We start from the raw sequence: 25,548 nt of genomic DNA, 5'->3' as shown, positions 1-25,548 counted from the left end.
CCCGCCTGGCCTCGGGCCTCCTTGCCGCCCTGATTCAGCGGGCGACGACCGCCATTTCATTACTTTTTCCCAACACGTCACATCAATTCATTAAAAAATGAATGTAAATGATAACGATTTTTAATTATACTTTGCGCCGTTTTGTAATACTTATTCATTCCCACAAGAAATTCTAGAAAGAATCTTCATGTCCATGCCCTTCACTGCGCGCCTCAACCCGCTGGCCGCCGCCCTCGCGCTGGCTTTCCTGGCTCCCCTGCCGGCGCTGGCCCAGACCGCCGCCACCACCGCCACCACCGACGCCAAGGACCAGGCCGCCCTGCCCACGGTCACCGTCAATGCCTCCGCCGACGCCTCGGCCGATGGCTTGCCGGCCGAGTTTGCCGGTGGCCAGGTGGCGCGCGGCAGCCGCCTGGGCGTGCTGGGCAATGTCGACAACCTGGACAGCCCGGTGCGTTCGGTGGCCTACACCCGCCAGTTGATCGCCGACCAGCAGGCACACGGCGTGGGTGACGTGCTCAAGAACGACCCGGTGGTGCGCACCACTCGCGGCTTCGGCAACTTCCAGGAGTCGTACATGATCCGCGGCTTCATCGCCAACTCGGACGACCTGATGTACAACGGCCTGTTCGGCATCCTGCCGCGCCAGTACGTCGCCTCGGAAATGATCGAGCGCGTCGAGGTGCTGTACGGCGCCAGCGCCTTCCTCAATGGCGCCACCCCTGGCGATGCCGGCCTGGGCGGCACCATCAACATCCTGCCCAAGCGCGCCTCCAGCGAAGCCCTGACCGAAGTGACCCTGGGCTACGAGTCGGGCAACAGCAAGTCCGCCGCCATCGACGTCTCGCGCCGCCTGGGCGCCGATGAACGCCTGGGCGTGCGCGTCAATGCCGCCCGTCATGCAGGTGGCACGGGCGTGTCCAACGAAAAGCGCGAGACCAATGTCTTCTCCCTGGGCGTGGACTATCGCGGCAATGACTTCCGCCTCTCGGCCGACCTCGGCGTACAGGAAAACAACCTCAGCAACATGCGTCCCAGCGTCACCATCGGCAGCGGCTTGACGGCGGTACCGACCGCTCCCAGCGGCTCGTCCAACTACGCGCAGCCCTGGTCGTATTCCAATGCCCGCGACATCTTCGGCACCGTACGCGGCGAGTGGGACCTGTCGGCCAGCACCACCGCCTGGGCCGCCTTCGGCGCACGCCAGGGCACCGAGAACAACTCGCTGTCGGGCGTACGCGTGAACAACGCCAGCAGCGGCGCCGCCTCCACCTATCGCTTCGACAATGCCCGCCAGGATGACGTCGCCACCGGCGAAATCGGCGTGCGCACCCAGTTCAACACCGGCACCGTCTCGCACAAGCTGGTGGCTGCCGCCTCGGCGTATTCGCTGGATTCGCGCAATGCCTACGGCATGTCCACCTCCTACGCCCTGGCCACCAATCTCTACAACCCGAGCACCTACGCGCGCCCGGCCCTGGTCTTGCTGGGCAATGACCTGTCCGATCCGCAGACCACCATCAAGACCCAGCTGATGAGCGCCGTGGTCTCCGACACCCTGGGCTTCTACGACAACCGCCTGCTGGTGACGCTGGGCGTACGCCAGCAGCAGTTGAAGTCGGACGGCTACGCCTACAATACCCACGTCAACAATAGCCACTATGACCAGAGCGCCACCTCGCCCATGGCCGGCGTGGTGTTCAAGGTGCTCAAGAACCTGTCCGTGTACGGCAACTACATCGAAGGTCTGCAACAAGGCAAGCAGATCACCGATACCACCGCCGCCAACTACGGCCAGATCCTGGCGCCCTACAAGTCCAAGCAGAAGGAAGTCGGCGTGAAGTACGAACTGGGCGGACTCGGCCTGGGCGCGGCCTTCTTCACCACCGATCGCCCGCTGTCGTACAAGGATGTGTCCACCGGCATCGAATCCACCAACGGCAAGCAACGCAACCGTGGTGTCGAGCTGACCGCCTATGGCGAAGTGACCCGGGGCGTGCGCCTGCTGTCGGGCATTACCTTCCTGGATGCCAAGCAGGTGCAGACCAATGGCGGCACCAACAATGGCAAGTACGCCATCGGCGTGCCCAAGATGCAGGCCAATGCCGGCGTCGAATATGACATCCCCGGCGTGCGTGGCCTGACCGTCAATGGCCGCGCCACCTACACCGCCACCCAGTACGTGGATGCCGCCAACAAGCTGGAAGTCCCATCCTGGGTGCGCTACGACCTGGGTGCGCGCTACCTGACCGACATCGGCGGTCGCGCCGTCACCTTCCGCGCCGCCATCGAGAACCTGGCCAACCGCAATTACTGGCAGTCGGCCGGTGGTGCCTCCAACTCGGGCTACCTGGTACTGGGCAATCCGCGTACCTTCAGCACCTCGGTATCGGTGGCCTTCTGATCTGAACGCAAGCGTTTGCCGCAATGAAAATCGCCCGGCCCCACAGTGTGGGGACCGGGCGATTTTTCATGCGCCTGGGCGCGAGCGGACTGCGCCGCAGCAGGTCTGTCTCAGTCGAACATCCGCGCGTAATCGATCAGCATTTCCTCGATGAACAGCTTGGCCGACAAGGGATGGTCAGCGATGGCGCGGCGGTCACCCATGCCACGCAGCGCCTTGGACAAGGCCAGTGCATCGACCCGTTCGGCCAGCCGCCCCAGTTCCTTGCCGTAGCGCGGATAATAACGCACCACCCCGGCCGATTTCAGTGACAGCAGATCATAGAGCCAGCGCTGCACCCAGCCCACCAGCTCGGCGGCGGGCGTCTTCTGCAACTTGTCGGCGGCACGCAGGGCGCCATCCACGCCAGGCTGGGCCAGTTGCCGCAGCAGCTCGTCGAGCGCCTCGCGCCCCTCGCCCTGTGCCGCCTCCAGCGCCGCCAGCGGCGCCCCACCCTGCTCGGCCAGCCAGGCATCGGCATCCTTGACGCCCTGCTGTTTGAGCCAGGCCAGCGCCTCGTCGTGGCCCGGCGCGTTCAGAGCGAACTTGCGGCAACGCGAGAGAATGGTCGGCAGCAGGCGATCCAGACGATTGGACAGCAGCAGGAACATGGTCCCCGGCGGCGGCTCCTCCAGCGTCTTGAGCAAGGCATTGGCGGCGGCGGTGTTGAGCGCCTCGGCCGGATACAGCATCACCACCCGCAGGCCGGAACGGTGGGTGGAAACGTTCATGAAATCGGCCAGCGCACGGATCTGGTCGATCTTGATGTCCTTGGAAGGCGCCTTGCTGGCCTTGGCGGTCTTCTTTTCCTCGCCGCTGTCGTCTTCGCCGGGTTCGTCCTCCAACACCTCCGGGCGCACCCGGCGATAGTCCGGATGATTGGATTGCGAAAACCAGTTGCAGGACGGGCAGACGCCGCAGGCATGCGCCTCGGGCGTGGGCGACTCGCACAGCAGCGACTTGGCGAAGGCCTCCACGAAGCGGGTCTTGCCGGTGCCCGCGGCACCATAGAACAGCAGCGCATGCGGCAGGCGCTCGCGCAGCTGCTGCAGCTGGCGCCAGCTCTCGCCCTGCCAGGGCAGCAAGGGATCGGTCGAAGTCACGGACATGCGGCGCCCCTCACAGCGCGGCCAAGATGGCGCGCAATTCGTCCTGGATCACGGGGATCGGACGGGTGGAATCGACAATGCGGAAACGCTGCGGGAATTGCGCGGCACGGCGCAGGTATTCGGCGCGCGTGTTGGCGAAGAAGTCCGCCTTTTCCTGCTCGAACTTGTCCAGGGTGCGTTCCGCATCCAGGCGCGCGCGTGCCACTTCCAGCGGCACGTCGAAGAGCAGCGTCAGGTCCGGCTGCAGATGCGGATGCACCCACTGCTCCAGGCTTTCCAGCTTGTCCAGCGCCAGCTTGCGGCCGCCGCCCTGGTAGGCGAAGGTGGCATCGGTGAAACGGTCCGAAATCACCCAGTCGCCGCGTTCCAGCGCCGGGGTGATCACCTGCGCCAGGTGTTCGCGCCGCGAGGCGAACATCAGCAGGGCCTCGGTCTCCAGGTGCATGGGATGATGCAGCACCAGTTCGCGCAGGCGCTCGCCCAGTTCGGTACCACCCGGCTCGCGGGTGGCCACCACCGTCAGGCCGCGCGCGCGCAGCAGCTCGGTGACGAAGGGAATATGGGTCGACTTGCCGGCGCCGTCGATGCCTTCGAAGGTAATGAATTTGCCTGATGCCATGAAGGTATCGCTACAGAATGAATCGGTGAAAAGAAAGGCGGATCAACGCTGATAGCGGTTGACGGCCTGGTTGTGCTCGTTCAGGTTGCTGGAGAAATGGCTGGTGCCATCGCCACGCGCCACGAAGTATAAGGCCTCGGTCTTGTCCGGGTTCAGCGCCGCCGCCAGCGAGGCTGCGCCCGGCAAGGCGATGGGCGTGGGCGGCAGGCCGGCACGGGTATAGGTGTTGTAGGGCGTATCGGTCAGCAGGTCGACCTTGCGGATCTTGCCCTGGTAACGATCGCCCATCCCATAGATCACCGTCGGATCGGTCTGCAGCAGCATGCCGGTACGCAGGCGGTTGACGAACACACCGGCCACCATGCCGCGCTCGGATTTCTGCCCGGTCTCCTTTTCCACGATGGACGCCATGATCAGCGCCTCATAGGGCGTGCGATACGGCAGCGACAGATCGCGCCGCGCCCAGGCTTCGTTGAGCTTCTTGCTCATCAGCGCGAAGGCCTGTTTATAGACCTGCATATCGCTGGCGCCCTTGGCGAAGAGATAGGTATCGGGGAAGAACAGGCCTTCCGGATAGGTGTATTCGTTGGTCAGCTTGGCCAGGATCTGCTGGTCGGTCCAGCTGGCGGTATCGTGCTTCAGCGCGGGCTGGTCGGCGATGGCGCGGCGCATCTGCTTGAAAGTCCAGCCCTCGATGACGGTCAGCGCCTCCTGCGCGAACTCGCCGCGCACCAGTTGCAGCAGCAGCCGCTGGGGCGTGTAACCGGGCTTGATCTCATAGCTGCCGGCCTTGATGCGGCCGCCTTCGCCGGACAGGCGCGCATACAGCGTGAACAGGTCCGGATTGAGCGGCACCCCGGCCGCCGCGATCTGCTGCGCAGCCCCCGACACACCCGCCCCCGGCGTGATGGTAAAGGCGATCAGCTGGCCATTGGCCGGCACGATGGGCTGCTTGGTCCAGTAGAGGCCGGCACCGGCGACCAGCGCGGCCAGCACTAACAATGTTGCCAATAACTTCTTCATACCTGATGCGAAATCCCTGTAGTTCCGACGCGATTTTTCGGAGATCACTATAATCGAGGCATCAATGATAATCGCTGGCACGACAGTTGCCTAATTTGCCGGGGACTTCACCCCGGCAAGACGTAATCCGACGTAATCCGTAAAAGATTTCCTATGACAGACATCACCGCATCGCCCTCCGCCTGGCGCGACTTCCTCACGCAGCAAGGCGCCCAGTTTGACGACCAGGGCCAGGACGTGCTCGGCTTCGGCACGGCTGCCCCGCAAAGCCTGGAAAGTTTCGTGGCCCCCCTGACCGACCTGGGCCTGATCGCGGCCACCGGCGAAGAAGCCGCTGCCTTCCTGCACGGCCAGCTCACCAATGATGTGCAGCACCTCACCGCCGATGCCGCCCGCCTGGCCGGCTATTGCTCGCCCAAGGGCCGACTGCTGGCCACCCTGCTGATGTGGCGCGACGAAGCCGGGATCTTCCTGCAACTGCCGCGCGCACTGCAGCCTGCCATCCAGAAGCGCCTGCAGATGTTCATCCTGCGCGCCAAGGCCAAGCTGGCCGACGTCAGCGCCGAACGCGCCGTGCTGGGCCTGGTCGGACCGGCCACCGCCGACGCCCTGGCCGAATGGTTCCCGGTCTTGCCGACCGCCCCCTATGACAAGCTCAACAACAGCCATGGCACCCTGATCCGCCTGGCCGATGCCGCCGGCAGCCCGCGCTATCAATGGATTGCCGCCGTCGACACCCTGAGCACCGCCTGGCCCAAGCTGGTACAGCACTTGAAGCCCACCGCCACCCTGGCCTGGCGCCTGTCCGATATCCGCGCCGGTGTCCCCGGCATCCTCGCCGCCACGCAAGAGCAGTTCGTGCCGCAGATGATCAATTTCGAACTGATCGGCGGCGTCAATTTCAAGAAAGGCTGCTACCCCGGCCAGGAAATCGTCGCCCGCAGCCAGTATCTGGGCAAGCTCAAGCGGCGCACATTGCTGGCCACCATCGCCAGCGCCGGTGCCCGGGCCGGTGATGAAGTCTTTGCTGCCGCCGATCCCGGCCAGCCCTGCGGCATGGTGGTCAATGCCGAACCGCTGGACCAGGATCACGCCCTGGCCCTGGTGGAAATGAAACTGGCCGCCGCCGACGATACCGTCCATCTGGGCGCCGCCGGTGGCCCTGCCCTGCATTTCCATGACCTCCCCTATGAGCTGGCCGATCCGCAATAAGCGGCGTGCAGCGTTCAAGCCATAGGGAATCACCATGGACCTCTACATCTACTACCGGGTCACCAGCACCCACGCCCCAACACTGCTGGGCAAGATCCGGGGCGTACAGGCCACCCTGCAGGCGCGCCAGCAGGTGACCGGCGCACTCAAGCGCCGCCCTGGCGAACAGGACGGCCTGCAGACCTGGATGGAAATCTACCAAGGCATCGCCGACACCGATGCCGAGGGATTCACCCGCGCCCTGGAGCAGGCCCTGGCCGAGGCTGGCGCCCTGCCCCTCATCAGCGGTGCGCGTCATGTAGAACAGTTCGAGGATATCGCCCCATGTGCCTGATCATCTTCGCCTGGAAAGTCATCCCCGGCATGCCGCTGATCCTGGCCGCCAATCGCGACGAGTTCTACGCCCGCCCGGCCGCTGACGCCACCTGGTGGAACGACCATCCCAAGATCTACGCCGGCCGCGACCTGCAAGGCGGCGGCACCTGGCTGGGCGTGACCCGTGATGGCCGCTTTGCCGCCCTGACCAACGTGCGCGCCCCCTCCGAACGACGAACGGATGCCCCGACCCGGGGCCAGCTGGTCGCCGACTACCTGGCCGGCGACATGACGCCGCAGGATTACCTGCGCCAGATCGAGCCCCGCGCCCAGCAATACAACGGCTTCAACCTCCTCTTGGGCAATCCCGAGACCATGCTGTGGTATTCCAACCGCGGCAATGAAGATCCCCGCAATGGCCAGCCGCTGGAATACGGCGTCTACGGTGTCTCTAATGCCCTGCTCGACACCCCCTGGCCCAAGCTCACCCGCGCCAAGGCGCAATTCGCCAGCCTGCTGTGCCAGGGCGCGCCGGAAGAGACCTTCTTCGAAATGCTCACCGACGGCACCCGCGCCAACGACTGCCGCCTGCCCGACACCGGCATCGGCCTGGAAAAAGAGCGCATGCTCTCGCCCATCTTCATCCGCTCGCCCGACTACGGCACCCGCTGCTCCACGGTCCTGCGCGTGCCCATCGTGGGCGAACCGGTCCTGACCGAACACGTGGTCGATCCTATGGCGATGCAATATAGCGGCGAGGCCGCCACCGACAAGGCCTGCCGTCTCCCCTGCAAGCCCAGGGTGCAAGAAGCTTCACCCGGCGACGACCAGCCTGGCGCAAAGCCGCACAGCGCATGATCCGGGGCCTTCATTCCTTGCCCATGTGAAATAACCAAAGCGTATATCTGATATTTGGAAGATAAATTGGCCTGATTTGATGCGGAGCAGTAAAGTTGCACCTGTCTCCTCCAATTTCCTCCTAAAGAATTGGATTCAAGCCCACACCGCAAGGTCGTGGGCTTTTTTTTTCGCCTGTACCCGGCCTGCCCGTAGCAAGAGGTACAAACCTCCCCAGGACGGTGGACTGCATCCACTGTTCCCGCCGATCCCGGACCTAACCCGATTCCGCCATTTCCGCCACCCAAAAACACATCGGCCCCACCACCACGCCAGACAAGGCGCGGGGGTGGGGCCGATCAGGCCAGCCTGGCGGGAGCGAATCCCGCTGCGGTGACTTAGTGATGCATCTTGGCTTCGGTGCGATCCAGGACGGCTTCCGGTGCCTGCGCATCTTCCACGGTCTCGTTGTTCAAGACCTTGGTCAGGCGCTCGCTATCCAGTTCACCGCTCCACTTGGCCACCACCAGGGTTGCCACGCCATTGCCGATGGTGTTGGTCAGGGCACGCGCTTCGGACATGAAGCGGTCGATACCCAGGATCAGCGCCAGGCCGGCCACCGGCACGTGGCCCACCGCCGACAGCGTCGCCGCCAGCACGATGAAGCCGGAGCCGGTGATGCCCGCCGCGCCCTTGGACGTCAGCAGCAGCACACCCAGCAGCGTCAGTTCCTGCACGAAGGTCATGGGCGTGTTGGTGGCCTGGGCGATGAACACGGCCGCCATGGTCAGGTAGATCGCGGTGCCGTCCAGGTTGAAGGAATAACCGGTCGGAATCACCAGACCGACCACGGTCTTCTTGGCACCGGCATTTTCCATCTTGGCCAGCATGCGCGGCAGCACCGATTCCGAGGAAGAGGTACCCAGCACGATCAGCAGTTCTTCCTTGATGTACTTGACGAACTTCCAGATCGAGAAGCCGTGCAGGCGGGTGATGATCCCCAGCACCACGAAGATGAACAGCAGGCAGGTCAGGTAGAAGGTGCCCATCAGCTTGGCCAGCGAGAACAGCGAACCCACGCCGTACTTGCCGATGGTGAAGGACATCGCACCGAAGGCGCCGATCGGAGCCACCTTCATGATCGCGCCCACCACCGAGAACAGCACGTGCGAGATCTTTTCGATGAAATCGAACACCAGCGTGCCGCGACCGCCGAACTTGTGCAGGGCGAAGCCGAACAGCACCGCCACCAGCAGCACCTGCAGCACGTCACCCTTGGCAAACGCGTCCACCATGCTGGTGGGGATGATGCCCATAACGAAGTCGGTCACCGAACCCATCTTGCCCGGGGCGGTATAGGCCGCAATGCTCTTGGTATCCAGCGCCGACGGGTCGACGTTCATGCCCACGCCGGGCTTGAGGAAGTTCACCAGCACCAGGCCGATGATCAGGGCCACGGTACTGACCACTTCGAAGTACAGCAGGGCCAGACCGCCGGTCTTGCCGACCTTCTTCATGTCTTCCATGCCGGCGATGCCGATGACGACGGTACAGAAGATCACCGGCGCGATGATCATCTTGATCAGTTTGACGAAGCCATCGCCGAGCGGCTTCATGGCTTCACCCGTGGATGGGTAGAAATGGCCCAGCAGGATGCCGATCACGATGGCAACCAGAACCTGGAAGTACAGCGATTTGTAAAGGGGCGGTTTTTGCGCCGTCATTATGATTTCTCCAAGAAACATCGAATATCAGCCGGTCCCTGGGGACCCGCCGCCTGCCGTTGCCGGATCGTCGTCCGTTCGGGCATTTGCTTGTTTTTTTGCTTGCTTTTGCCAGCAATGCGTCCGGGAGAACTCCCCCTCCCCGGTTCGGCCGCAAGTATCTCGCAGTCGCTACGGGGCGGGTATTGTGGGAAACCACATAACTTCAGTAAACAGCGGTTCAAACTGCTCTTTTCTTCATTCTGCAATGCAATAGGATTCGCTATAGTCTGTGCTGGACTGAACGAAAGCTCACGGGCACTCACAAGGAAAATATCGTGCGACGAAAATTGACGGTCACCGCCCGCCTCGGGATTCTGGTAGCGGTGCTGTGTGGCAGCGTGGTCCTGCTGGCCTGGCGCGACATGCTGGGCATGGCCTCCAGCAACGACAAGCTGCGCTATGTCTACGAAGACCGGACCATGGCCCTGATCCACATCGCTCGCGTGCGCGATGCCTTGTACATGAACCGCGACGTCATGGGCCGCGCCCTGATGATGGCCAATGTGCCGACCGAACCGGGTCCCGATGGCGCCACCGGCAATGAACAGATCAAGCAGTGGCTGGGCCGCCTGGCCGGCCTGGACGCCAGTTTCGACCAGGGCTGGCAAGCCTACCGCGCCACCCGCCTGACCCCCGAGGAAATCACCGAGGCCGCCCGCTTCGAGCAAAGCTGGAAAACCTACCTGAGCGAACGCAACCAGGTCATCGAACTCATCGCCAGCACCCAAGTATTGCAGGCCAACCGCAGCTGGACCCAGCTCACGCCGCGCCTGTCGGCCCTGGCCACGCAACTGGCCACCCTCGGTCACCTGCAGGAAACCATGACCCGCGGTGCCTACGACAATGCCCTGCAGGAATACGGCGAACTGCGCCGCCACAACCTCGAAATCGCCTGCGTGGCCCTGATCCTGGGCATTGCCCTAGCGCTATGGATCATCATCAGCCTGCGCCGCCAGCTCGGGGGCGAACCGGATTACGCCGCCGACATCGTGCGCCAGATCGCCGACGGCAACCTCGGCGTGGCGGTGCGACTGCGCCGCAACGACCGTGGCAGCCTGCTCTACGCCATGCACACCATGCGTGAACGGCTCACCGACATCATGCGCAGCGTCACCCTCTCGACCCAGTCACTGGGCGACTCCTCACGCCAGCTCAACGCCACCGCGCACGCCCTGGCCGGCGCCTCCAGCGAGCAGGCAGCGGCGGTAGAAGAAGTCCACAGCGCCATCGCCAGCATGAGCCTGGCCATCCAGCAGACTGGCGAACACGCTCGCCGCACCGACCAGATCGCGCTGGCCGCCGCGGCCGACGCCGACAAGAGCGGCGCCGCCGTACAGACCACGGTGGCCGCCATGCGCGGTATCGCACGCCAGGTCGGGGTGATCGACGACATCGCCTATCAGACCAACCTGCTGGCCCTGAATGCCGCCATCGAAGCCGCCCGCGCCGGCGAGCACGGGCGCGGCTTTTCGGTGGTGGCTGCAGAAATCCGCAAGCTGGCCGAGCGCAGCCAGGGCAGCGCCCACGAAATCAGCGTGATTGCACAGGAAAGCGTGGACATGGCCGAGGAAACCAGCCAGCGCCTGGCCGAAGGCACCCTGCAGGGAATCCGCGAAGCCTCGCAGCAGATCAACCAGATCACGCTGTCCTCGCGCATGCAGGAAGAAGGGGTACAGGAAATCGGCGCCGCCGTCGCGCAGCTCAACGACACCACGCAGCGCAATGCGGCCGCCTCGGAAGAACTGGCCTCCACCGCCGAAGTGGTGGCCGAACGGGCGCGCGAACTGGGCGCCCAGCTGTGCTATTTCAGACTGGAAGACGGCAAGCCGCCAGCCCGCGTGCGGCCGGCCTGAAACGTTGGACCTGTCGGACCTGCCGGCCCTGACGGCTAGGCCTGCTGGCGCAGGCTGGCCCGCATGGTGATATGGGGGATGCCGGCTTCCATGAACTCGTCACCCTCACGGACAAAGCCGTGGGCATTGTAGAAGCCCTCGGCATGGGTCTGGGCATTGAGGATCACCTCGCCGTCACCGCGCTCCCGCGCCGCCTGGATCAACGCCTGCAACACCGCCCCGCCCACGCCCTGGCCGCGCCCGGCCTTGCGCACCGCCATGCGGCCGATGTGGCCGTCCGGCAGCAGGCGACCGGTGGCCAGCGGCTGGCCGGCCTCGTCATAGGCCACTGCATGCACGCACAGCGGGTCCATCTCGTCCAGCTCGATCTCGGCTGGCACCTTCTGTTCATCGACAAAGACTTCGAAGCGGATAGGCTGGGCGTGTGCGCGCAGCGCTTCCCAACTGCCTACGGTGATTTTCATGCGGGAATTCCTGCTGAGGGTTGAAACGGAAACGCCATGAGGCCCTACGGGCGAATGACGGCTCACTCGTGATCCAGCTTCCTGGAAATATCCAGGCGGCGGATCAGCTTGAAGGTCCCCATGGCCTTGGCCACCAGCCGCTCGCCATTCCACAGTTCGGCCTGGCAGAAGCACATGGTGGTGGAGCGATGGTAGGTATGGCCGCGCGCCACGATGGTCTCGCCGGCATGACCGGCCGGCTGCAGGAAGCTGGTGCTCATCTCGACGGTGGCCGAGGACTTGGCGTCCGGCACGCCGGCCCTGGCCGACAGGCCCATGGCCACGTCCAGCAGGGTCATCGAGATGCCGCCCTGCGCCACCTGCCAGCTGTTCATGAACTCCGGCTTGAGAAGCAGCGACATCACGGCGCGGTCGTCGCCATATTCCAGCACCTCCACGCCCAATGCCTGCAGGTAGGGATTACCTTGCGGGAAGACCTCGGTCAACGGCAGACTCATCGCAGCGGCCTCAGATTTCGTAATCCATGCACTGGCGCGCCTCGCGCACGGCACCGATGAAGGGCTTGATGGCGATATGGTCGGGATGGTCCTGGTAGGCATCCAGCGCCGCCCTGGATTCGAACTCCGAATACAGCACCACGTCATAGGTGGCTTCCAGACCCGGTTGCGCCAGCACCGCTTCGAACTTCAGGATGCCCGGCACCACATTGGCACAGCTGTCCAGCAATTGCTTCATCTTCAGCAGGTTGGTGGCCTTGTCAGCGCCTTCTGCGTGGCCCTTCAGTTTCCACATCACGATATGCTTGATCACGATCGGTCTTCCTCGGTCGAAAATTGGATAAACCGCAATGATAAGCGAAAGCGCCGACCACGACCGGCACCCCGTCAGCCACGCGCAGCGATCTTCATGAAGGAGCCGACCAGCCGCCCTTCGCGGCGCTCGGCCAGGCAATAGACATAGGTGTGGGTGCTCACCGGGTCGCCCTCGATGCGCACCATGCGAAAACGCTCGTCCGGAATGAACTCCGCCTCCGATACCGCCGCCAGCCCCAGGCCGCGTGCCACCGCCTCGCGCAGGGCTTCGCGGCTGCCGATCTCCATCACCACGCGGGGCTTCACGCCGGCCTGCTGCAATACCTTTTCCAGCGCCAGCCGGGTGGTCGAGCCCTGTTCGCGCATGAGCATCGGCTGCTGCTCCAGTTCGGCCAGGGCGACCGTCTCGCGCTGGTAGAAGGGATGACTGCGGTGGGCAAACAGCACCACCGCGTGATCGGCATAGGGCAGTGCGTGGAACCGCGCATCGTCGGTCACGCTGGCCAGCACCGCGACATCGGTCACGTAGTTCTCCAGATCGGCCAGCGACTGCGCCGAGTTGCCCAGCTTGATCGACAGCTCAACCTGCGGATAACGGGCGCGGTAGGCGTCCACCATCTCGATCACGTGGAACGGCCCGACCGCGCCGATGCGCAGATGCCCCACATGCAGCGCTCCCGAATTGACCAGCAGGTTCAGCGCGTCCAGTTCCAGCTCGGCAATGTTCTGCGCGATCGGCAACAGGCGCTGCGCCGTCTCCGACAGGTCGACCCGCCGGCCACGGCGGAAGAACAGTTCCACATTGTGTTCGCGCTCCAGCGATTGCACCTGGGTGGTCAGGGTCGGCTGGCTCACGCCCAATGCCCGGGCCGCCGCCGAAAAGCCGCGATGGCGGGCCACGGCGAGGAAGGCACGCAGTTGCGAAGGAGTCATCTATAGCCTCAATCAATAGCTTCGTCGAATTTTAACGATTATATCGATAATAGGGCCGTCATAAAGCCCCCGTAAGCTCCCTTCCTGTCAGTACCGGCCCGAGCAACTCGCCCGACACTGCGCCGCCGATCACCCACTGCGTCCACCACCGGACGCCCATGACAAGGATCCACCATGCAACGACGTTCCCTGCTCGCCCTGTGCCTGGGCGCCCTGACCTCCCTCCTGCTGAGCCAGCCGGTGCGCGCCGCCCAGCCCCTGACCGTGGGCCTGATCCCGGCCGAAGACTCGCAGGCCATGCTGGAAAACAGCAAGGCCGTCATCGACAGCCTGCAGCAGCAGCTGGGCATGCCGGTCAAGCCCTTCATCGCCACCGACTACAACGGCATCATCGAGGCACTGCGCTCGCGCAAGCTGGATGTGGCCTACCTCGGCCCCTTCTCCTATGTGCTGGCCAGCTCGGTGGCCAATGTCGAAGCCTTCGCCGTGGCCGAGACCAAGAAGAGCGGCCGCAGCTTCTACAAGAGCCTCATCATCACCCGCAAGGACAGCGGCCTGCAGAGCGTGGAGCAGTTGAAGGGCCGTACCATGGCCTTCGTCGACCCGTCCTCGGCTTCCGGCCACCTGTTCCCCAGCGCCGGCCTGCAAAAACTCAATATCGATCCCAACAAGTATTTTTCCCGGGTGATCTTCTCAGGCTCGCATGACGCCAGCATCCTGGCCGTGGCCAACAAGAAGGTCGACGCCGCTGCCGTGGCCGACCGCATCCTGGCGGCCGCCGTGGCCAAGGGCGTGGTCCAGCAATCGGACCTGAACGTGGTCTGGACCTCGCCCGACATCCCCGAGTCGCCCATGGTCTGGCGCCGCGACCTGGACCCGGCCCTGAAACAGAAGATCGCCACCGCCTTCGCCAACATCAAGGACGTGAAATGGGGTGACCAGGGCGTGCTCAACGGCTTCGTCCCCACCACTGACGGCGCCTACGACGTGGTGCGCGAAACCGCCAAGATCCTCAACCTGGACCTGAAGGCCATGAAATGATCCAGCTCCGCGCCCTCGCCAAGCACTACGGCAGCCATGCCGTGCTGCGCGGGATCGACCTGGACGTGCCGGCCGGCCAGTTCCTGGTGGTGCTGGGCCCGTCCGGGGCCGGCAAGTCCACCCTGCTGCGCTGCATGAACGGTCTGGTCCAGCCCAGTTCGGGTGAACTCCGGATCGCCGGCTTCGACGCCACCGATCCCCGTGCCCGCCAGGTCCGCCAGTTGCGCCGCCAGGTGGCGATGATCTTCCAGCATCACAATGTGGTGCCGCGCCTGTCGGTGCTGAAGAACACCCTGACCGGCCGCCTCGGCCAGGTCCCGACCTGGTCTTCGATCCTGCAACTGTTCAGCCGCCAGGACGTGGCCCTGGCCATGGACTGCCTGCGCCGCGTGGAACTGGAACACAAGGCCCACCAGCGTACCGATGCCCTCTCCGGCGGCCAGCGCCAGCGGGTCGGCATCGCCCGCGCCCTGGCCCAGCAACCGCAGGTGATCCTGGCCGATGAACCGGTCGCCAGCCTGGACCCAAAAACCTCGCGCCTGGTGCTGCACTACCTGCGCGCCGCCTCGCGCGAGCTGGGTATCACCGTGGTCTGCAACCTGCACCAGGTGGACTACGCCCGCGAATTCGGCGACCGCATCATCGGCCTGTCCGGCGGCGAGCTGGTCTTCGACGGCCCCGGCACCGCGCTGGACCAGCATCACCTGGACCGCATCTATGCCAGCCCGGGTCACGTGCCGCACCCGGCTTCCCAAGCCACCGCCACCGCCGCCACCAGCCTGGCACCGGCGATCCAAGGAACCTGACATGAACAGTCCCTCCTCCTCTCCCTCTGCCGCCCCTTCTTCGACCGCCCCCGGCTATCTCTGGACCGGCCCCCGGCCGCAGACGCTGCGCGCCTGGCTGGGCTACGCCGCCCTGGTGGCGCTGATCGCCTGGCTGCTCGGCTGGAGCGCCCAGGGCACGCAACTGTCGTGGAGCGAACTGGCCAATGGCCTGCCGCAGATCGGCGACTTCCTGGCCCGCTCCTTCCCGCCCAACTGGTCCTTGCTGCCGGCACTGCTGGCCCCGGCCATCGAGACCCTGCAGATCGCGCTGTGGGGAACGCTGCTGGGCGTGCTCGGCGCCGTACCTGTGGCCCTGCTGGCGGCACGCAACCTCAACCCCAACCGCACCCTGCACGCCCTGGTGCGCCAGGCCCTCAACGTCACCCGCAGCATCAATGAACTGATCCTGGCGCTGGTGTTCGTCTCGGCGGTGGGGCTGGGCCCCTTCCCGGGCGTGCTGGCACTGGCGGTGCACGGCGTAGGCATGGTCGGCAAGTTCTTCGCCGAAAGCATCGAGGAAATCGACCAGGGTCCGCTGGAAGCACTGCGCGCCACCGGCGCCAGGCCGCTGCAGGTGATCATCTTCGGCGTACTGCCGCAGGTGGCCACGGCCTGGATCGCCACCGTGCTCTACCGCTTCGAGGTCAACCTGCGCCAGGCCACCGTGCTGGGCATGGTGGGGGCCGGCGGCCTCGGCTTCGAACTGGTCAACAGCCTCAAGCTGTTCAAGTACCAGGACACCGCCACCTGCATCGTCGTGGTGACCCTGATGGTGGTGGCCGCCGATGCGCTCTCCAGCCACCTGCGGCGCCTGATCCAGGATGGCAGCACGCATTGAGCAACGAGCACTGACCTCGCCCATTCAACATCGCGAACCCCGAAAACCCCGAGAACAGACTCATGTGGAATTTCCATAACCCGGTCGCCATCCATGCCGGCGCCGGCAGCCTCGCCACCCTGCCGCACCTGCTGGCCGGCCGGCGCGCCGTCCTGATCACCTTTCCCGAGGCCGCCGCGCTGGGCCTGGAGCAGGCCATCGCCGCCCTGCTCGGGCCGCAGCTGGTGGCCATCGAAAACAACGTGCAACCCAATCCCGACGTCGCCTGGCTGGGCGCGATGCACGAGCGCCTCTGGCAGCAGCACCCCGACGTCCCCTGCCTGATCGCGCTGGGCGGCGGCAGCGTCATCGACTGCGCCAAGGCCATGCTGGCGCCCACACCCTCGGGCCGCTTCGAAGAACTGCTCACCCATCTGCGCCAGGACAGCGCCTTCCAGCCCGACCCCGCCCGCATCAAGACGCTCATCGCCATTCCCACCACCGCAGGGACCGGCAGCGAAGTCACGCCCTGGGCCACCCTGTGGGATGCGGCAGGCGGTCACAAGTATTCCCTGCATCGTCCCTGGACCTGGCCCGAAGCCGCCCTCATCGATGCCGAACTGATGCGCAGCCTGCCCCCGGCCGCCACCCTGGCCAGCGCCCTGGACGCGCTGTCGCACGCCTTGGAGGCGATCTGGAACCGCCACCGCAACCCGGTCTCCTCGACCCTGGCCGCCAGTGCCGCGCGCAGCATCCTCGCCACATTGCCGGCCCTCATGCGTCAGTCCGACGCACTGGCCCTGCGCGAGCAGATGGCAGTGGCGGCGCTGCAGGCCGGCCTGGCCTTTTCCAATACCCGCACCGCCCTGGCGCACTCGCTGTCCTATGACATCACGCTGCGGCAAGGGGTGGTCCACGGCATCGCCTGCTCGTTCTCGCTGCCCCACATCCTGCGCCTGGCGCTGGGCCGCGATGCGTCCGTGGATGCGCTGCTGCTGGACATCTTCGACGCCAGCGACGCCCACCAGGCCGTGGCCCGGCTCACCTCCTTCCTGGAAGCGCTGGGCGTGTCCACCGACCCGGCCCGCTATGGCCTGGGTGAAGGCGAGCGCTGGGACGCCGCCCTGCAGCAGGCCCTGCAAGGCCCACGTGGTCGCAACTTCATCGCTGCCGCCCCCTGACCGGCACGCCCCGATCAACAAGACAGCCCACCCAACACTGCACATCGCCATCCGACAAGGAGAATATTCATGCACACCACCCCGCAGCCCGGCCGCAACCTGCAAGCCGTCATCTTCGACTGGGCCGGCACGCTGGTCGATTTCGGCTCCCTGGCGCCGACCCAGATCTTCGTGGACGCCTTCAAGAGCTTCGACATCAAGATCACCCTGCAACAGGCACGCGGCCCCATGGGCCTGTCCAAGTGGCAGCACATCCGCGTGCTGCTGGACGATGCCGACATCGCCGCCCAATGGCAGCGCCACGCCGGCCGCCCGGCCAGCGATGCCGATGTCGACGCCATCTATGCCCGCTTCATGCCCATGCAGATCGCCAAGGTCGGCCAGTATTCGCAACCCATCGAGGGCGCGGCCCAGGTGCTGGCCTGGCTGCGTGGTCAGGGCCTCAAGATCGGCTCCTGCTCCGGTTATCCGCGCCAGGTGCTGGACGTGCTGCTGCCGCTGGCAGCCGAACAGGGCATCCGTCCCGACCACGTGGTGGCCGGCGACGAACTGCAGGCCGGTGGCCGCCCCGGCCCCTACATGGCGCTGGCCAACATGCTGGCGCTGGCCATTGATGACGTGGCAGGCTGCATCAAGGTGGACGACACCGTACCCGGTATCGAGGAAGGTCTGCGCGCCGGCATGTGGAGTGTTGGGGTGTCGCTGTCGGGCAATGAAGTGGGACTTACCCAGGCAGAACTGCTCACCCGGACGCCGGCCGAAGTGACGCACCTGAAGCAACAGGCCGAAGCGCGCCTGCGCGCAGCCGGTGCCCACTATGTGATCGATTCGGTGGCGACGCTGCCGGAGGTGGTGGCCCACATCCGCGCCCGGCTGGCCAGCGGCGAACGTCCCTGAAGTCCCGAGTCTCCGAGGCCCCCGGATCAGCTGCGCGGCTTGCGCGCCCGGGGGCTGGTCGCGGCCGCCTTCTTCGGCGCCGCGCTGCGCTTTGCCGGAGTGGCCTTGGCCGCTGCGGTGGCTGGCTTGATCACCTTGGCGGGCTTCACAGGCTTGGCCACTGCGGCGGGCGTGGCCTTGCGTATACTTTTGCGCGGCGTCGCCGGGGCCTTGCGTGATGGTGCAGTGGCACGGTCGTCCCCATCGTCCGCATCGGCATCGACCGTGATCTCGTCACGGGACTCACCGATGGCCGTCGTCAGCTTGCGCGCCAGCGCGATCACCTTGCCGGGATCGACGTCCAGCGTGCCGATCAACAGCTCGATGATTTCCGAGCGCGGGTTGGCCAGCGTCGGCTCGATCATCATCACCGCCGCCGACAAGGCCAGCGCCCGTTCGCGGCTGGCGCGGTCGGGCAGCATCTGCTGCAGGGCATTCAGGGCTTCCACCGGCGCCACGGCGGTCACGCGCGCCTGCTCCTTCAACAGTTGCACCCAGTTGGTCTGGGGCGACACGCTGGCATGCATGCCCGGCAGCTGCGCCAGCAGGCGCGCCAGGCGCAGGCTGCGCCGCTCGAACACGCCCACCGAGATCATCCCGGCGATGACGATGCGGCACACCGCCTCGGCAAAGCCGCCATTGGCGATGTCCCCGATGACGGCGCTGCGATAACGTCCCAGTTCTTCCTGCGCCCAGCGCTGCGCGACCTCGGCATCGGCCTCGCGTGGCGGCAACACGGCGCCCAACCCGTTGGGGCCGAACACCTGGCGCGTCATGCGTACCGTGCGCGCATCGCGCTGGTCACGCCAGGCATTGAGTTCATCGGTGATCTTCTGCGCCATGCGCTGCTCGTAGCGCTTCAGCGGATGCTGGGGATCCAGCTGCACCCGCCGGGCCCGCGCCTGCGCGGCCTGCTGGCGGATGAACGACGCCGCCGGGTGTGCATCCGAAAACAGTTGGCGCTGCATGCGCAGCGGGTTCAGGCGCATCAACGCATTGGCGCTTTCGCGGGTGGCCGTCATGCGCACCCAGGGGCGTACCCAGGTCTTGTAGAACTGCGCATTGATCTGCGACCACTGGCTCACCGTCGAGAAGACGGATTCCTCCTCGCGCCCCTCGGGATTGAGCCGGCGCAAATCGTCCATGGTGCGGTGCTGGTATTGCACGGTATAGTCGCCCGGCTCCAGCGCGTCCCAGCGCTGCGCCTGCTGGCCATCCTTGCGCTCCAGCTTCATCTCGTAGAGGCCCGGTGGCAGGCTTTCGATCACGTCCAGCGAGCTCACCAGCTGGTCGTGTTCCTTGAGCGCCACCGATCCCCCCACGAAGATGCCCAGGTGGCCCACGCTCTCATGCAACACGTAGATGATGGTGCGCCCGGCAGCAGCGATGGCGCGCTCGTCGCCCCAGGTGTCGATGATCCAGTTCAGGGCCTGCGGCGGCGGCGTGATGTTGTCACCCCAGGAGGCGAAGACCACGATAGGCGCCACGATATCGCGCAGGTTCACCGCCTTGCCGCGCACCTCCAGTTCGCCCCGCGCCAGCTTGTTGCCGACGAACAGGTTCTCGGTGATGGCCTCGATCTCGGCCCCGGTCATGCGGAAGAAGCCGCCCCACCAGCGTTCGAACTCCAGGAAGCGCGGCGCCTCCTGATCGACCCCGGCCCACAGGTTGTAATACTTGTTCCAGAAGGTATTGGCCGGGTTGAGCTTCTCGAAATTCTCCACCAGGCTGGCACCATCGAAGCGGTCCGCCCCGAGATCGGCCGCCAGCGAGGCCAGCCAGGTACCGCCCAGCGTGGCGCCGCTGTAGCGCATGGGATTCAAGGTCGAACTGCCGGCCCAGTAGGAAGCGGGCGCACCCACCATCATCAGCGGGCCGAACAGTTCCGGCCGCACCGCGTCCAGCGTCATCATGGCCCAGCCGGCCTGGCAATTGCCGATCACCACCGGCTTGGCCGCACATTGCGGATGACGGCGGATCACCTCTTCCAGGAAGCGCGCCTCGGCCTCCATCACGGTGACCAGGGTCTGGCCATCCTCCGGCTCCGGCCGGAAGGTCACGAAATAGACCGGATGCCCGGCCTTCATCGCCATGCCCACCTCGGAATCGAACTTGAAGCCACCAATCCCGGGGCCATGCCCGGCCCGGGGGTCGACCACCACCACCGGCCGCGCTGCAGGATCGACCGGCAGCTCCGGCGGTGGTTGCAGCAATAGCAAGGCGTAGTTGCAGGGCGCCGGCAGGTCCTTTCCGTCCAGCACCAGGGTATGGTCGAACTTCAGCAGCGGCGGCGTGCCCTGCTCCAGGTGTTCCAGGTAATCATTGCCCCGGTCCAGCAGGGTATCGAGGAAGAGGAAACTGCGCTGCACGCAGTCCTCCACATACGCCTGCACATCGCCCCAGGCCAGGGCTGGCGCGGCTGCAGTATCGGCTACAGCACCGGCTGCAGTACCGGTGGCGGCATCAGGGTGAAGGGATCCAGCGTTCTTGCGACTTGCCATGGACTCGCTCCCGGAGGGGGTTCAGAGGGGTAACCAGTCCATCATACGGAGAAAGGTGAAAGCAAATCGTCCGATCTCTGAGACAATAAAACCGCTTTTCCCTGCTTTGGCCCAGCCGGCACAACAAAATCATTGCGTGGAGGAATTCTCATGGAGCTCAAGAGCCTGGTGGACCAGCCCGGCAAGTTGCCGACCGTTCCCAAGGTGGTACAGCAACTGATGGCCAGTTTCAATGCCGAGGACGTCTCGGCCCAGGACATCGCCCAGCAGATCGCCGCCGATCCGGCGCTCACCGCCAAGGTCCTGCGGCTGGCCAATTCGGCCTTCTTCCACGCCTCGCGCACCATCGGCACGGTCGACGACGCGCTGCGCATGCTGGGTTTCATCATGGTGCGCAACCTGGTGCTGGGCAACGGCATGGTGGCCGCCTTCAAGAACACGCGCGGCATGGACCTGCACCAGTTCTGGCTGCACACCCTCTATACCGCCGTCGCCGCCCGCTGGCTGGCCATGCACGCCGGTCATGCCGGCGAAGACAATGGCGACGCCGTCTTCACGGTCGCCATGATGCATGGCATCGGCCAGTTGCAACTGCACGCTGTGGCCGCAGCGGCGGTAGCGCCCCTGGACAAGCAATGCAATGTGCTCGACGCCGACCGCGCCGAGCGGGAGAAAGCCGCCTGGGGCTTCCACTACGCCGATGTCTCGGCCGAACTGGCCACCCTCTGGCACTTCCCCGACGCCATGACCACCGCCCTGCGCAACATTCCCGATCCCCTGGCCGTCGGTCGCCTGGAGCGTGCCGCCGCCTGGGTCCACCTGGGCGCCTGGGCGGCCCGGGTCGAAGTGCTTGCGCTGGATGACGCAACGGCCCTGGCCAGCTATCCCGCTGCGCTGGCCAAAAAACTGGGCGTGGACCCGGCATGGCGCCCGGTGTTGGTAAAACATGCGCCAGATCAGGCCGAGCGCGCCATGCCCTCCTTCAGCGAGCTGTCGGCCGGGCTGGACGCCATGCTGGAATAAGCCCGTCACCATGGAGACCTTCATCGGCCTGGTGCTGGGCCTGCTACGCCATCTGGCCTTCAATGCCGTCTTCTACGCCATCGGCTGCGGCCTGCTCAAGCTGGTCACGCTGGGCCGCTACCCGCGCCTGACGCCGCTGCGCGGCGAACACTGGCGCCACCAGGTGCAGGACGTCGACCTGGTCGCCCTGCTGGGCTTTCTTGCCACGGTAGCGCTGCTGATCCTGATGGCGCATTGGCTGGGCTGACCCGCTTCGGGCCGCTGCCTGCAGCGACATCAGGTCGCACAGATGCTGCAGCTATGCCCCTTGCAGTTGTGCAGCACGCTGCTGCGCCCCGCCCCGGCATGGGTACCGGGGCCGGTGGCCCCCTGACCGGCCAGTTGTTCGGCGCCGTTGCGCGGTTGCCAGCGATACCTGACCTGCAGCCCCACATGGCCACCGGTGAGCATGGGCGCGGCCGCCGTCGGCCGCTTGCAATAGGGACAGCTGGTGTCGCCATGCAAGGCCTGCAGGGGAATCAGTCGTTCGAAGATGCCGTCGCAATGGCTGCAACGAATGTCGTACAAGGGCATGTCCCCTCCTGAAAAATCCCGACCCGAAAAGACCCGACCGGAAAGACCGCCGGCCGGGAACACACTACACACTACGCACAACAAACAAGCTCAGCCTTCAGCCCTTGCGCCCCCAGTAGGACTTGTCGTTCAACATGCCCTTGGGCGTGATGTCCTGATCGAAGATCGAGGTCGGCAAGGCCACCGTGCAGGCGCAGTTGGGAATATCGACGATGCCGCCGATGCGCCCTTCCACCGGCGCGGCCGTGAGCAGCATGTAGGCCTGGCTGCCGGTGTAGCCGAAGTGGGTCAGGTAGTCGATGGCCTTGAGGCAGGCCTGGCGATAGGCCACGGTGGCGTCGAGGTAGTAGTTCACGCCGTTTTCCACGCTGATGCCCTCGAAGGTCAGCCACTGCTCGTAATGCGGCTTGACGATGCTGGGCATGAAGATGGGCGACGTGATGTTGTACTTCGCCATGCCACCCTTGATGAGGTCGAAGCCGACGTGGCTCACGCCATCCATCTCGATGGCACCACAGAAGCCGATCTCGCCATCGCCCTGCGAAAAGTGCAGGTCACCCATCGAGAAACCGGCCCCCTTCACATACACCGGGAAGAAGATGCGCGTACCGGCCGACAGGTCCTTGATATCGGTATTGCCGCCATGCTCGCGCGGCGGCACGGTGCGCGCGGCGACCTTGGCCATCTCGTCGAACTTGGCGCCGGTCAGACCGCGCAGCACGGCGGTGCTCGGATCGGGCGGCTTGGCCAGACCCTTGGCGGCCAGCGGCGCCTCGCGGCGGTTCCATTCGGCCAGCAGCTCATGCGAAGGCAGACAACCCATCAGGCCCGGGTGGGTCAGGCCGGCGATGCGCACGCCCGGGATATGGCGCGAAGTGGCGTACAGGCCCTTCAGGTCCCAGATGGCCTTGTCGGCCTCGGGGAAGTAATCGGCCAGGAAGCCGCCGCCGTTTTCCTTGGAGAACACGCCCGAAAAACCGACCGGGGTCACCGGCTTGATGTCCAGCAGGTCGATCACCAGCAGGTCACCCGGTTCGGCGCCTTCGACGTGGAAGGGACCGGTCAGCGGGTGGGCGCGGGTCAGGTCGACATTCTTGACGTCGGAGACGTCATCGGTGTCCTTGATCTGGGCATCCAGGAAGTCCAGCGACTCGATCAGGATGGATTCACCGGGCTTGACCGAGGCCAGGAACGGCAGGTCCGGGTGCCAGCGGTTGTGGCCCAGTTCAGGCTGCTCTGCCAGCGGGACGCCGGGCTTGATCTTGAAGTGTTGCATGCGATCTCCTTGGTGGTGGATAGGTTCGTGACTTGTTGCCAGTCTGCAGTGCTACGGCCGTTCGTCCTGAGTAGCCGCAACGCGGCGTATCGAAGGCGCGCCAGCGGTTGGCAAGCGGCATTTGCATCCCTTCGGCAAGCTCAGGACAGGCTTCGATACGACCCTTTGGGTCTACTCAGTCCGAACGGACATCAGCTTGCCAACCCGAATGACTTGTCAAGCTGCTGGTTCGGTCGGAATCCCCGGCATCGGACATTCAGGCGTGCCGGCGCTGTTGCGGGTAAGCGCCTCGACCTGGGCGCGGGCGGCCTGCGGATCGTTGACCCAGGTGCGGTAGAAATCGAAGGGACACTCGGCCACGCCGGCCGGCGATTCGCCCGAATTGATCTTGCCCGTATAGCCCCGGTGCAGCAGCTTGTAGAGGTGGTTCTGCGATTGCCAGTTGCGGCGCGCATCGCGGATGGCGCCGATGGACAGCTCGGCATACTGGATGCCCATTTCCTCCGTGCCGCATTCGCCCAGGGTGCGGCCATCGAAGCCGACGATGGCCGAGTGGCCGAAGTAGGAATAGACGCCGTCGAAGCCGGCCGCATTGGCCACCGCCACATAGAGGTTGTTCATCCAGGCCATGGCCTTGGAGACCATGATCTGCTGTTCCTTGGCCGGGTACATGTAGCCCTGGCAGCGCACCACCAGCTCCGCGCCCTTCATGGCACAGTCGCGCCAGATTTCGGGATAGTTGCCGTCGTCGCAGATGATCAGGCTCACCTTCAAGCCCTTGGGGCCGTCGCAGACATAGGTGGTGTCGCCCGGATACCAGCCCTCGATGGGCGTCCAGGGCATGATCTTGCGGTACTTCTGTACGATCTCGCCCTGGTCGTTGATGAGGATGAGCGTGTTGTACGGCACCTTGCGCGGATGCTCTTCATGACGTTCGCCGGTCAGCGAAAACACGCCCCACACACCGGCGATGCGGCAGGCCTCCGAGAAGATGGCGGTCTCCTCGCCGGGGATGGTGGCGGCCGTCTCGAACATCTCGTCGCGGTCATACATGATGCCGTGGGTGGAATACTCCGGGAACACCACCAGGTCCAGCCCCGGCAGGCCCTGCTTCATGCCCACCAGCATGGCGGCGATCTTCCTGGCGTTTTCCAGCACCTCGCCGCGCGTATGCAGGCGCGGCATCTTGTAGTTGACCACCGCCACGCCGACGGCATCCTTGCTGCTTGAAATGTCTCCGTGTCTCATGGACTGGCTCCTTCTGCAAAACGGGTTAATTCAGATTGACGATCAGACCGACAGGTACTTGCTGATGGTCGGCGCATCGACGTTGGCGCGCGTGTCCTCGTAGACGAAGCGTCCCTTGTCGATCACCAGGAAACGGTCGGCAATCTCCAGCGTGAAGCTCAGCACCTGCTCCGAGACCACGATGGTGAGCGCGCGGATCTTGCGGATTTCCTTCAGGCTCCTGGCGATGTCCTTGATGATGGAAGGCTGGATGCCCTCGGTGGGCTCATCCAGCAACAGCACCCGGGGGTTGGTGGCCAACGCCCGCGCAATCGCCAGTTGCTGCTGCTGGCCGCCGGAGAGGTTGCCGCCCTTGCGGGTGCGCATGTCGTAGAGCACCGGGAAGAGCGAATACAGCTCGTCCGGCACCTTGCCCCGGGCCGAAGCCGGCAGGCCGGTCTGGATGTTTTCCAGCACCGTCATGTGCGAAAAGATCATCCGCCCCTGCGGCACGTAGGCCACGCCGCGCTCCACGCGCTGGTGGCTTTCCAGGGCGCCCAGTTCGACGCCGTCGATGCTGATGCTGCCGCCGCGCAGCGGCAGGATGCCCATCAGGGTCTTGAACAGCGTGGTCTTGCCCATGCCGTTGCGGCCCATGACGGCGACGATTTCTTCCTTGGCCACCGACAGGTTGACGTCGTGGATGACCTTGCTCTGGCCGTAGCCGGAGGCGAGTTGCGAGACTTTGAACATGGCAGGC

General features: G+C 65.1%; 25 protein-coding genes. 12 read left to right on the top strand and 13 right to left on the bottom strand.

Features of this window, described 5'->3' with window-relative positions:
• The first annotated feature begins 187 nt into the window (after positions 1-187).
• Entirely contained in the window at positions 188-2,404 is a 2,217-nt protein-coding gene (locus tag BTM36_RS14585; protein ID WP_077236864.1) for a TonB-dependent siderophore receptor, read from the top strand.
• A 110-nt stretch (positions 2,405-2,514) separates the two neighbouring features.
• Here the strand turns inward: BTM36_RS14585 and BTM36_RS14580 are convergent, their stop codons facing one another.
• From BTM36_RS14580 to mltG, 3 genes are read right to left on the bottom strand one after another with little or no spacing between them, the layout of a single operon-like run.
• The gene (locus BTM36_RS14580; protein ID WP_077236863.1) at positions 2,515-3,552 is read right to left on the bottom strand and encodes a DNA polymerase III subunit delta'; all 1,038 of its coding nucleotides are present in this window, start codon (positions 3,550-3,552) and stop codon (positions 2,515-2,517) included.
• 10 nt (positions 3,553-3,562) lie between these two features.
• Positions 3,563-4,171 (bottom strand): dTMP kinase, encoded by a 609-nt coding sequence (gene tmk / locus BTM36_RS14575; RefSeq protein WP_077236862.1) that lies wholly within the window; start codon positions 4,169-4,171, stop codon positions 3,563-3,565.
• A 42-nt stretch (positions 4,172-4,213) separates the two neighbouring features.
• Complete coding sequence (gene mltG, locus BTM36_RS14570; protein WP_077236861.1) at positions 4,214-5,194, bottom strand: endolytic transglycosylase MltG; 981 nt, start codon at positions 5,192-5,194, stop codon at positions 4,214-4,216.
• A 153-nt stretch (positions 5,195-5,347) separates the two neighbouring features.
• Here mltG and BTM36_RS14565 point away from each other — a divergent pair, with 153 nt between their 5' ends.
• From BTM36_RS14565 to BTM36_RS14555, 3 genes are read left to right on the top strand one after another with little or no spacing between them, the layout of a single operon-like run.
• Positions 5,348-6,406, top strand: a complete 1,059-nt coding sequence (locus BTM36_RS14565; RefSeq protein ID WP_077236860.1) for a folate-binding protein YgfZ — start codon at positions 5,348-5,350, stop codon at positions 6,404-6,406.
• 34 nt (positions 6,407-6,440) lie between these two features.
• A complete protein-coding gene (locus tag BTM36_RS14560; RefSeq protein ID WP_077236859.1) occupies positions 6,441-6,740 on the top strand; it encodes a DUF4936 family protein in 300 nt (99 codons plus the stop codon).
• Positions 6,731-7,579, top strand: coding sequence for an NRDE family protein (locus BTM36_RS14555; RefSeq protein WP_077236858.1), 849 nt, complete (start codon positions 6,731-6,733; stop codon positions 7,577-7,579). The genes BTM36_RS14560 and BTM36_RS14555 overlap by 10 nt, the downstream gene beginning before the upstream one ends.
• A gap of 377 nt (positions 7,580-7,956) precedes the next feature.
• On the opposite strand, the gene BTM36_RS14550 is transcribed toward BTM36_RS14555, so the two are convergent.
• Positions 7,957-9,282 (bottom strand): dicarboxylate/amino acid:cation symporter, encoded by a 1,326-nt coding sequence (locus BTM36_RS14550; RefSeq protein ID WP_077236857.1) that lies wholly within the window; start codon positions 9,280-9,282, stop codon positions 7,957-7,959.
• A gap of 317 nt (positions 9,283-9,599) precedes the next feature.
• Between BTM36_RS14550 and BTM36_RS14545 the strand changes: the two genes are divergently transcribed.
• Positions 9,600-11,177 (top strand): methyl-accepting chemotaxis protein, encoded by a 1,578-nt coding sequence (locus BTM36_RS14545; RefSeq protein ID WP_139347157.1) that lies wholly within the window; start codon positions 9,600-9,602, stop codon positions 11,175-11,177.
• 35 nt (positions 11,178-11,212) lie between these two features.
• Here BTM36_RS14545 and BTM36_RS14540 read toward each other — a convergent pair whose 3' ends face one another.
• From BTM36_RS14540 to BTM36_RS14525, 4 genes are all read right to left on the bottom strand, one after another.
• Entirely contained in the window at positions 11,213-11,641 is a 429-nt protein-coding gene (locus BTM36_RS14540) for a GNAT family N-acetyltransferase (protein WP_077236856.1), read from the bottom strand.
• Between the two features lie 62 nt (positions 11,642-11,703).
• Positions 11,704-12,138 (bottom strand): PaaI family thioesterase, encoded by a 435-nt coding sequence (locus tag BTM36_RS14535; RefSeq protein ID WP_039876442.1) that lies wholly within the window; start codon positions 12,136-12,138, stop codon positions 11,704-11,706.
• Between the two features lie 10 nt (positions 12,139-12,148).
• Positions 12,149-12,451, bottom strand: coding sequence for a Dabb family protein (locus tag BTM36_RS14530; RefSeq protein WP_077236855.1), 303 nt, complete (start codon positions 12,449-12,451; stop codon positions 12,149-12,151).
• Positions 12,452-12,525: 74 nt separating this feature from the next.
• A complete protein-coding gene (locus BTM36_RS14525) occupies positions 12,526-13,386 on the bottom strand; it encodes a LysR substrate-binding domain-containing protein (RefSeq protein WP_006712990.1) in 861 nt (286 codons plus the stop codon).
• A gap of 174 nt (positions 13,387-13,560) precedes the next feature.
• On the opposite strand from BTM36_RS14525, the gene phnD reads away from it, so the two are divergent.
• The 5 genes from phnD to phnX all read left to right on the top strand — a co-directional run bounded on the left by phnD (position 13,561) and on the right by phnX (position 18,149).
• Positions 13,561-14,427 (top strand): phosphonate ABC transporter substrate-binding protein, encoded by an 867-nt coding sequence (gene phnD / locus BTM36_RS14520; protein ID WP_077236854.1) that lies wholly within the window; start codon positions 13,561-13,563, stop codon positions 14,425-14,427.
• Positions 14,424-15,233, top strand: coding sequence for a phosphonate ABC transporter ATP-binding protein (phnC, locus tag BTM36_RS14515; RefSeq protein WP_077236853.1), 810 nt, complete (start codon positions 14,424-14,426; stop codon positions 15,231-15,233). Before phnD ends, phnC begins: the two co-directional genes overlap by 4 nt.
• Before the next feature lies 1 nt (position 15,234).
• Entirely contained in the window at positions 15,235-16,092 is an 858-nt protein-coding gene (gene phnE, locus BTM36_RS14510) for a phosphonate ABC transporter, permease protein PhnE (protein WP_077236852.1), read from the top strand.
• A gap of 62 nt (positions 16,093-16,154) precedes the next feature.
• Complete coding sequence (psrA, locus tag BTM36_RS14505; RefSeq protein ID WP_077236851.1) at positions 16,155-17,252, top strand: iron-containing alcohol dehydrogenase PsrA; 1,098 nt, start codon at positions 16,155-16,157, stop codon at positions 17,250-17,252.
• 69 nt (positions 17,253-17,321) lie between these two features.
• On the top strand, positions 17,322-18,149 hold the full coding sequence (phnX, locus tag BTM36_RS14500; RefSeq protein WP_077236850.1) for a phosphonoacetaldehyde hydrolase: 828 nt from the start codon (positions 17,322-17,324) through the stop codon (positions 18,147-18,149).
• Between the two features lie 26 nt (positions 18,150-18,175).
• Here the strand turns inward: phnX and BTM36_RS14495 are convergent, their stop codons facing one another.
• Positions 18,176-20,689: a DUF3141 domain-containing protein gene (locus BTM36_RS14495; RefSeq protein ID WP_077236849.1), complete on the bottom strand. Its 2,514-nt coding sequence runs from the start codon at positions 20,687-20,689 to the stop codon at positions 18,176-18,178.
• 150 nt (positions 20,690-20,839) lie between these two features.
• Between BTM36_RS14495 and BTM36_RS14490 the strand changes: the two genes are divergently transcribed.
• Positions 20,840-21,712, top strand: coding sequence for an HDOD domain-containing protein (locus BTM36_RS14490; protein WP_077236848.1), 873 nt, complete (start codon positions 20,840-20,842; stop codon positions 21,710-21,712).
• 10 nt (positions 21,713-21,722) lie between these two features.
• Complete coding sequence (locus tag BTM36_RS14485) at positions 21,723-21,959, top strand: hypothetical protein (RefSeq protein ID WP_077236847.1); 237 nt, start codon at positions 21,723-21,725, stop codon at positions 21,957-21,959.
• Between the two features lie 29 nt (positions 21,960-21,988).
• On the opposite strand, the gene BTM36_RS14480 is transcribed toward BTM36_RS14485, so the two are convergent.
• The 4 genes from BTM36_RS14480 to urtE all read right to left on the bottom strand — a co-directional run bounded on the left by BTM36_RS14480 (position 21,989) and on the right by urtE (position 25,541).
• Positions 21,989-22,285 carry an FmdB family zinc ribbon protein gene (locus BTM36_RS14480; protein ID WP_077236846.1) on the bottom strand — a complete coding sequence of 99 codons (297 nt, stop codon included), beginning with the start codon at positions 22,283-22,285 and terminating at the stop codon, positions 21,989-21,991.
• A gap of 97 nt (positions 22,286-22,382) precedes the next feature.
• Complete coding sequence (gene fmdA, locus BTM36_RS14475; RefSeq protein WP_006713014.1) at positions 22,383-23,561, bottom strand: formamidase; 1,179 nt, start codon at positions 23,559-23,561, stop codon at positions 22,383-22,385.
• 216 nt (positions 23,562-23,777) lie between these two features.
• Positions 23,778-24,809: an aliphatic amidase gene (locus BTM36_RS14470; protein WP_077236845.1), complete on the bottom strand. Its 1,032-nt coding sequence runs from the start codon at positions 24,807-24,809 to the stop codon at positions 23,778-23,780.
• Between the two features lie 42 nt (positions 24,810-24,851).
• The gene (gene urtE, locus BTM36_RS14465; protein WP_077236844.1) at positions 24,852-25,541 is read right to left on the bottom strand and encodes an urea ABC transporter ATP-binding subunit UrtE; all 690 of its coding nucleotides are present in this window, start codon (positions 25,539-25,541) and stop codon (positions 24,852-24,854) included.
• Between the last annotated feature and the right edge of the window lie 7 nt (positions 25,542-25,548).

It is taken from the genome of Herbaspirillum sp. VT-16-41 (genome assembly GCF_001994935.1).
Classification (GTDB): Bacteria; Pseudomonadota; Gammaproteobacteria; order Burkholderiales; family Burkholderiaceae_D; genus Herbaspirillum; species Herbaspirillum frisingense.
The sequence above is the reverse complement of the archived record's forward strand: the minus strand, read 5'-3'. Positions and strand labels throughout refer to the sequence as shown.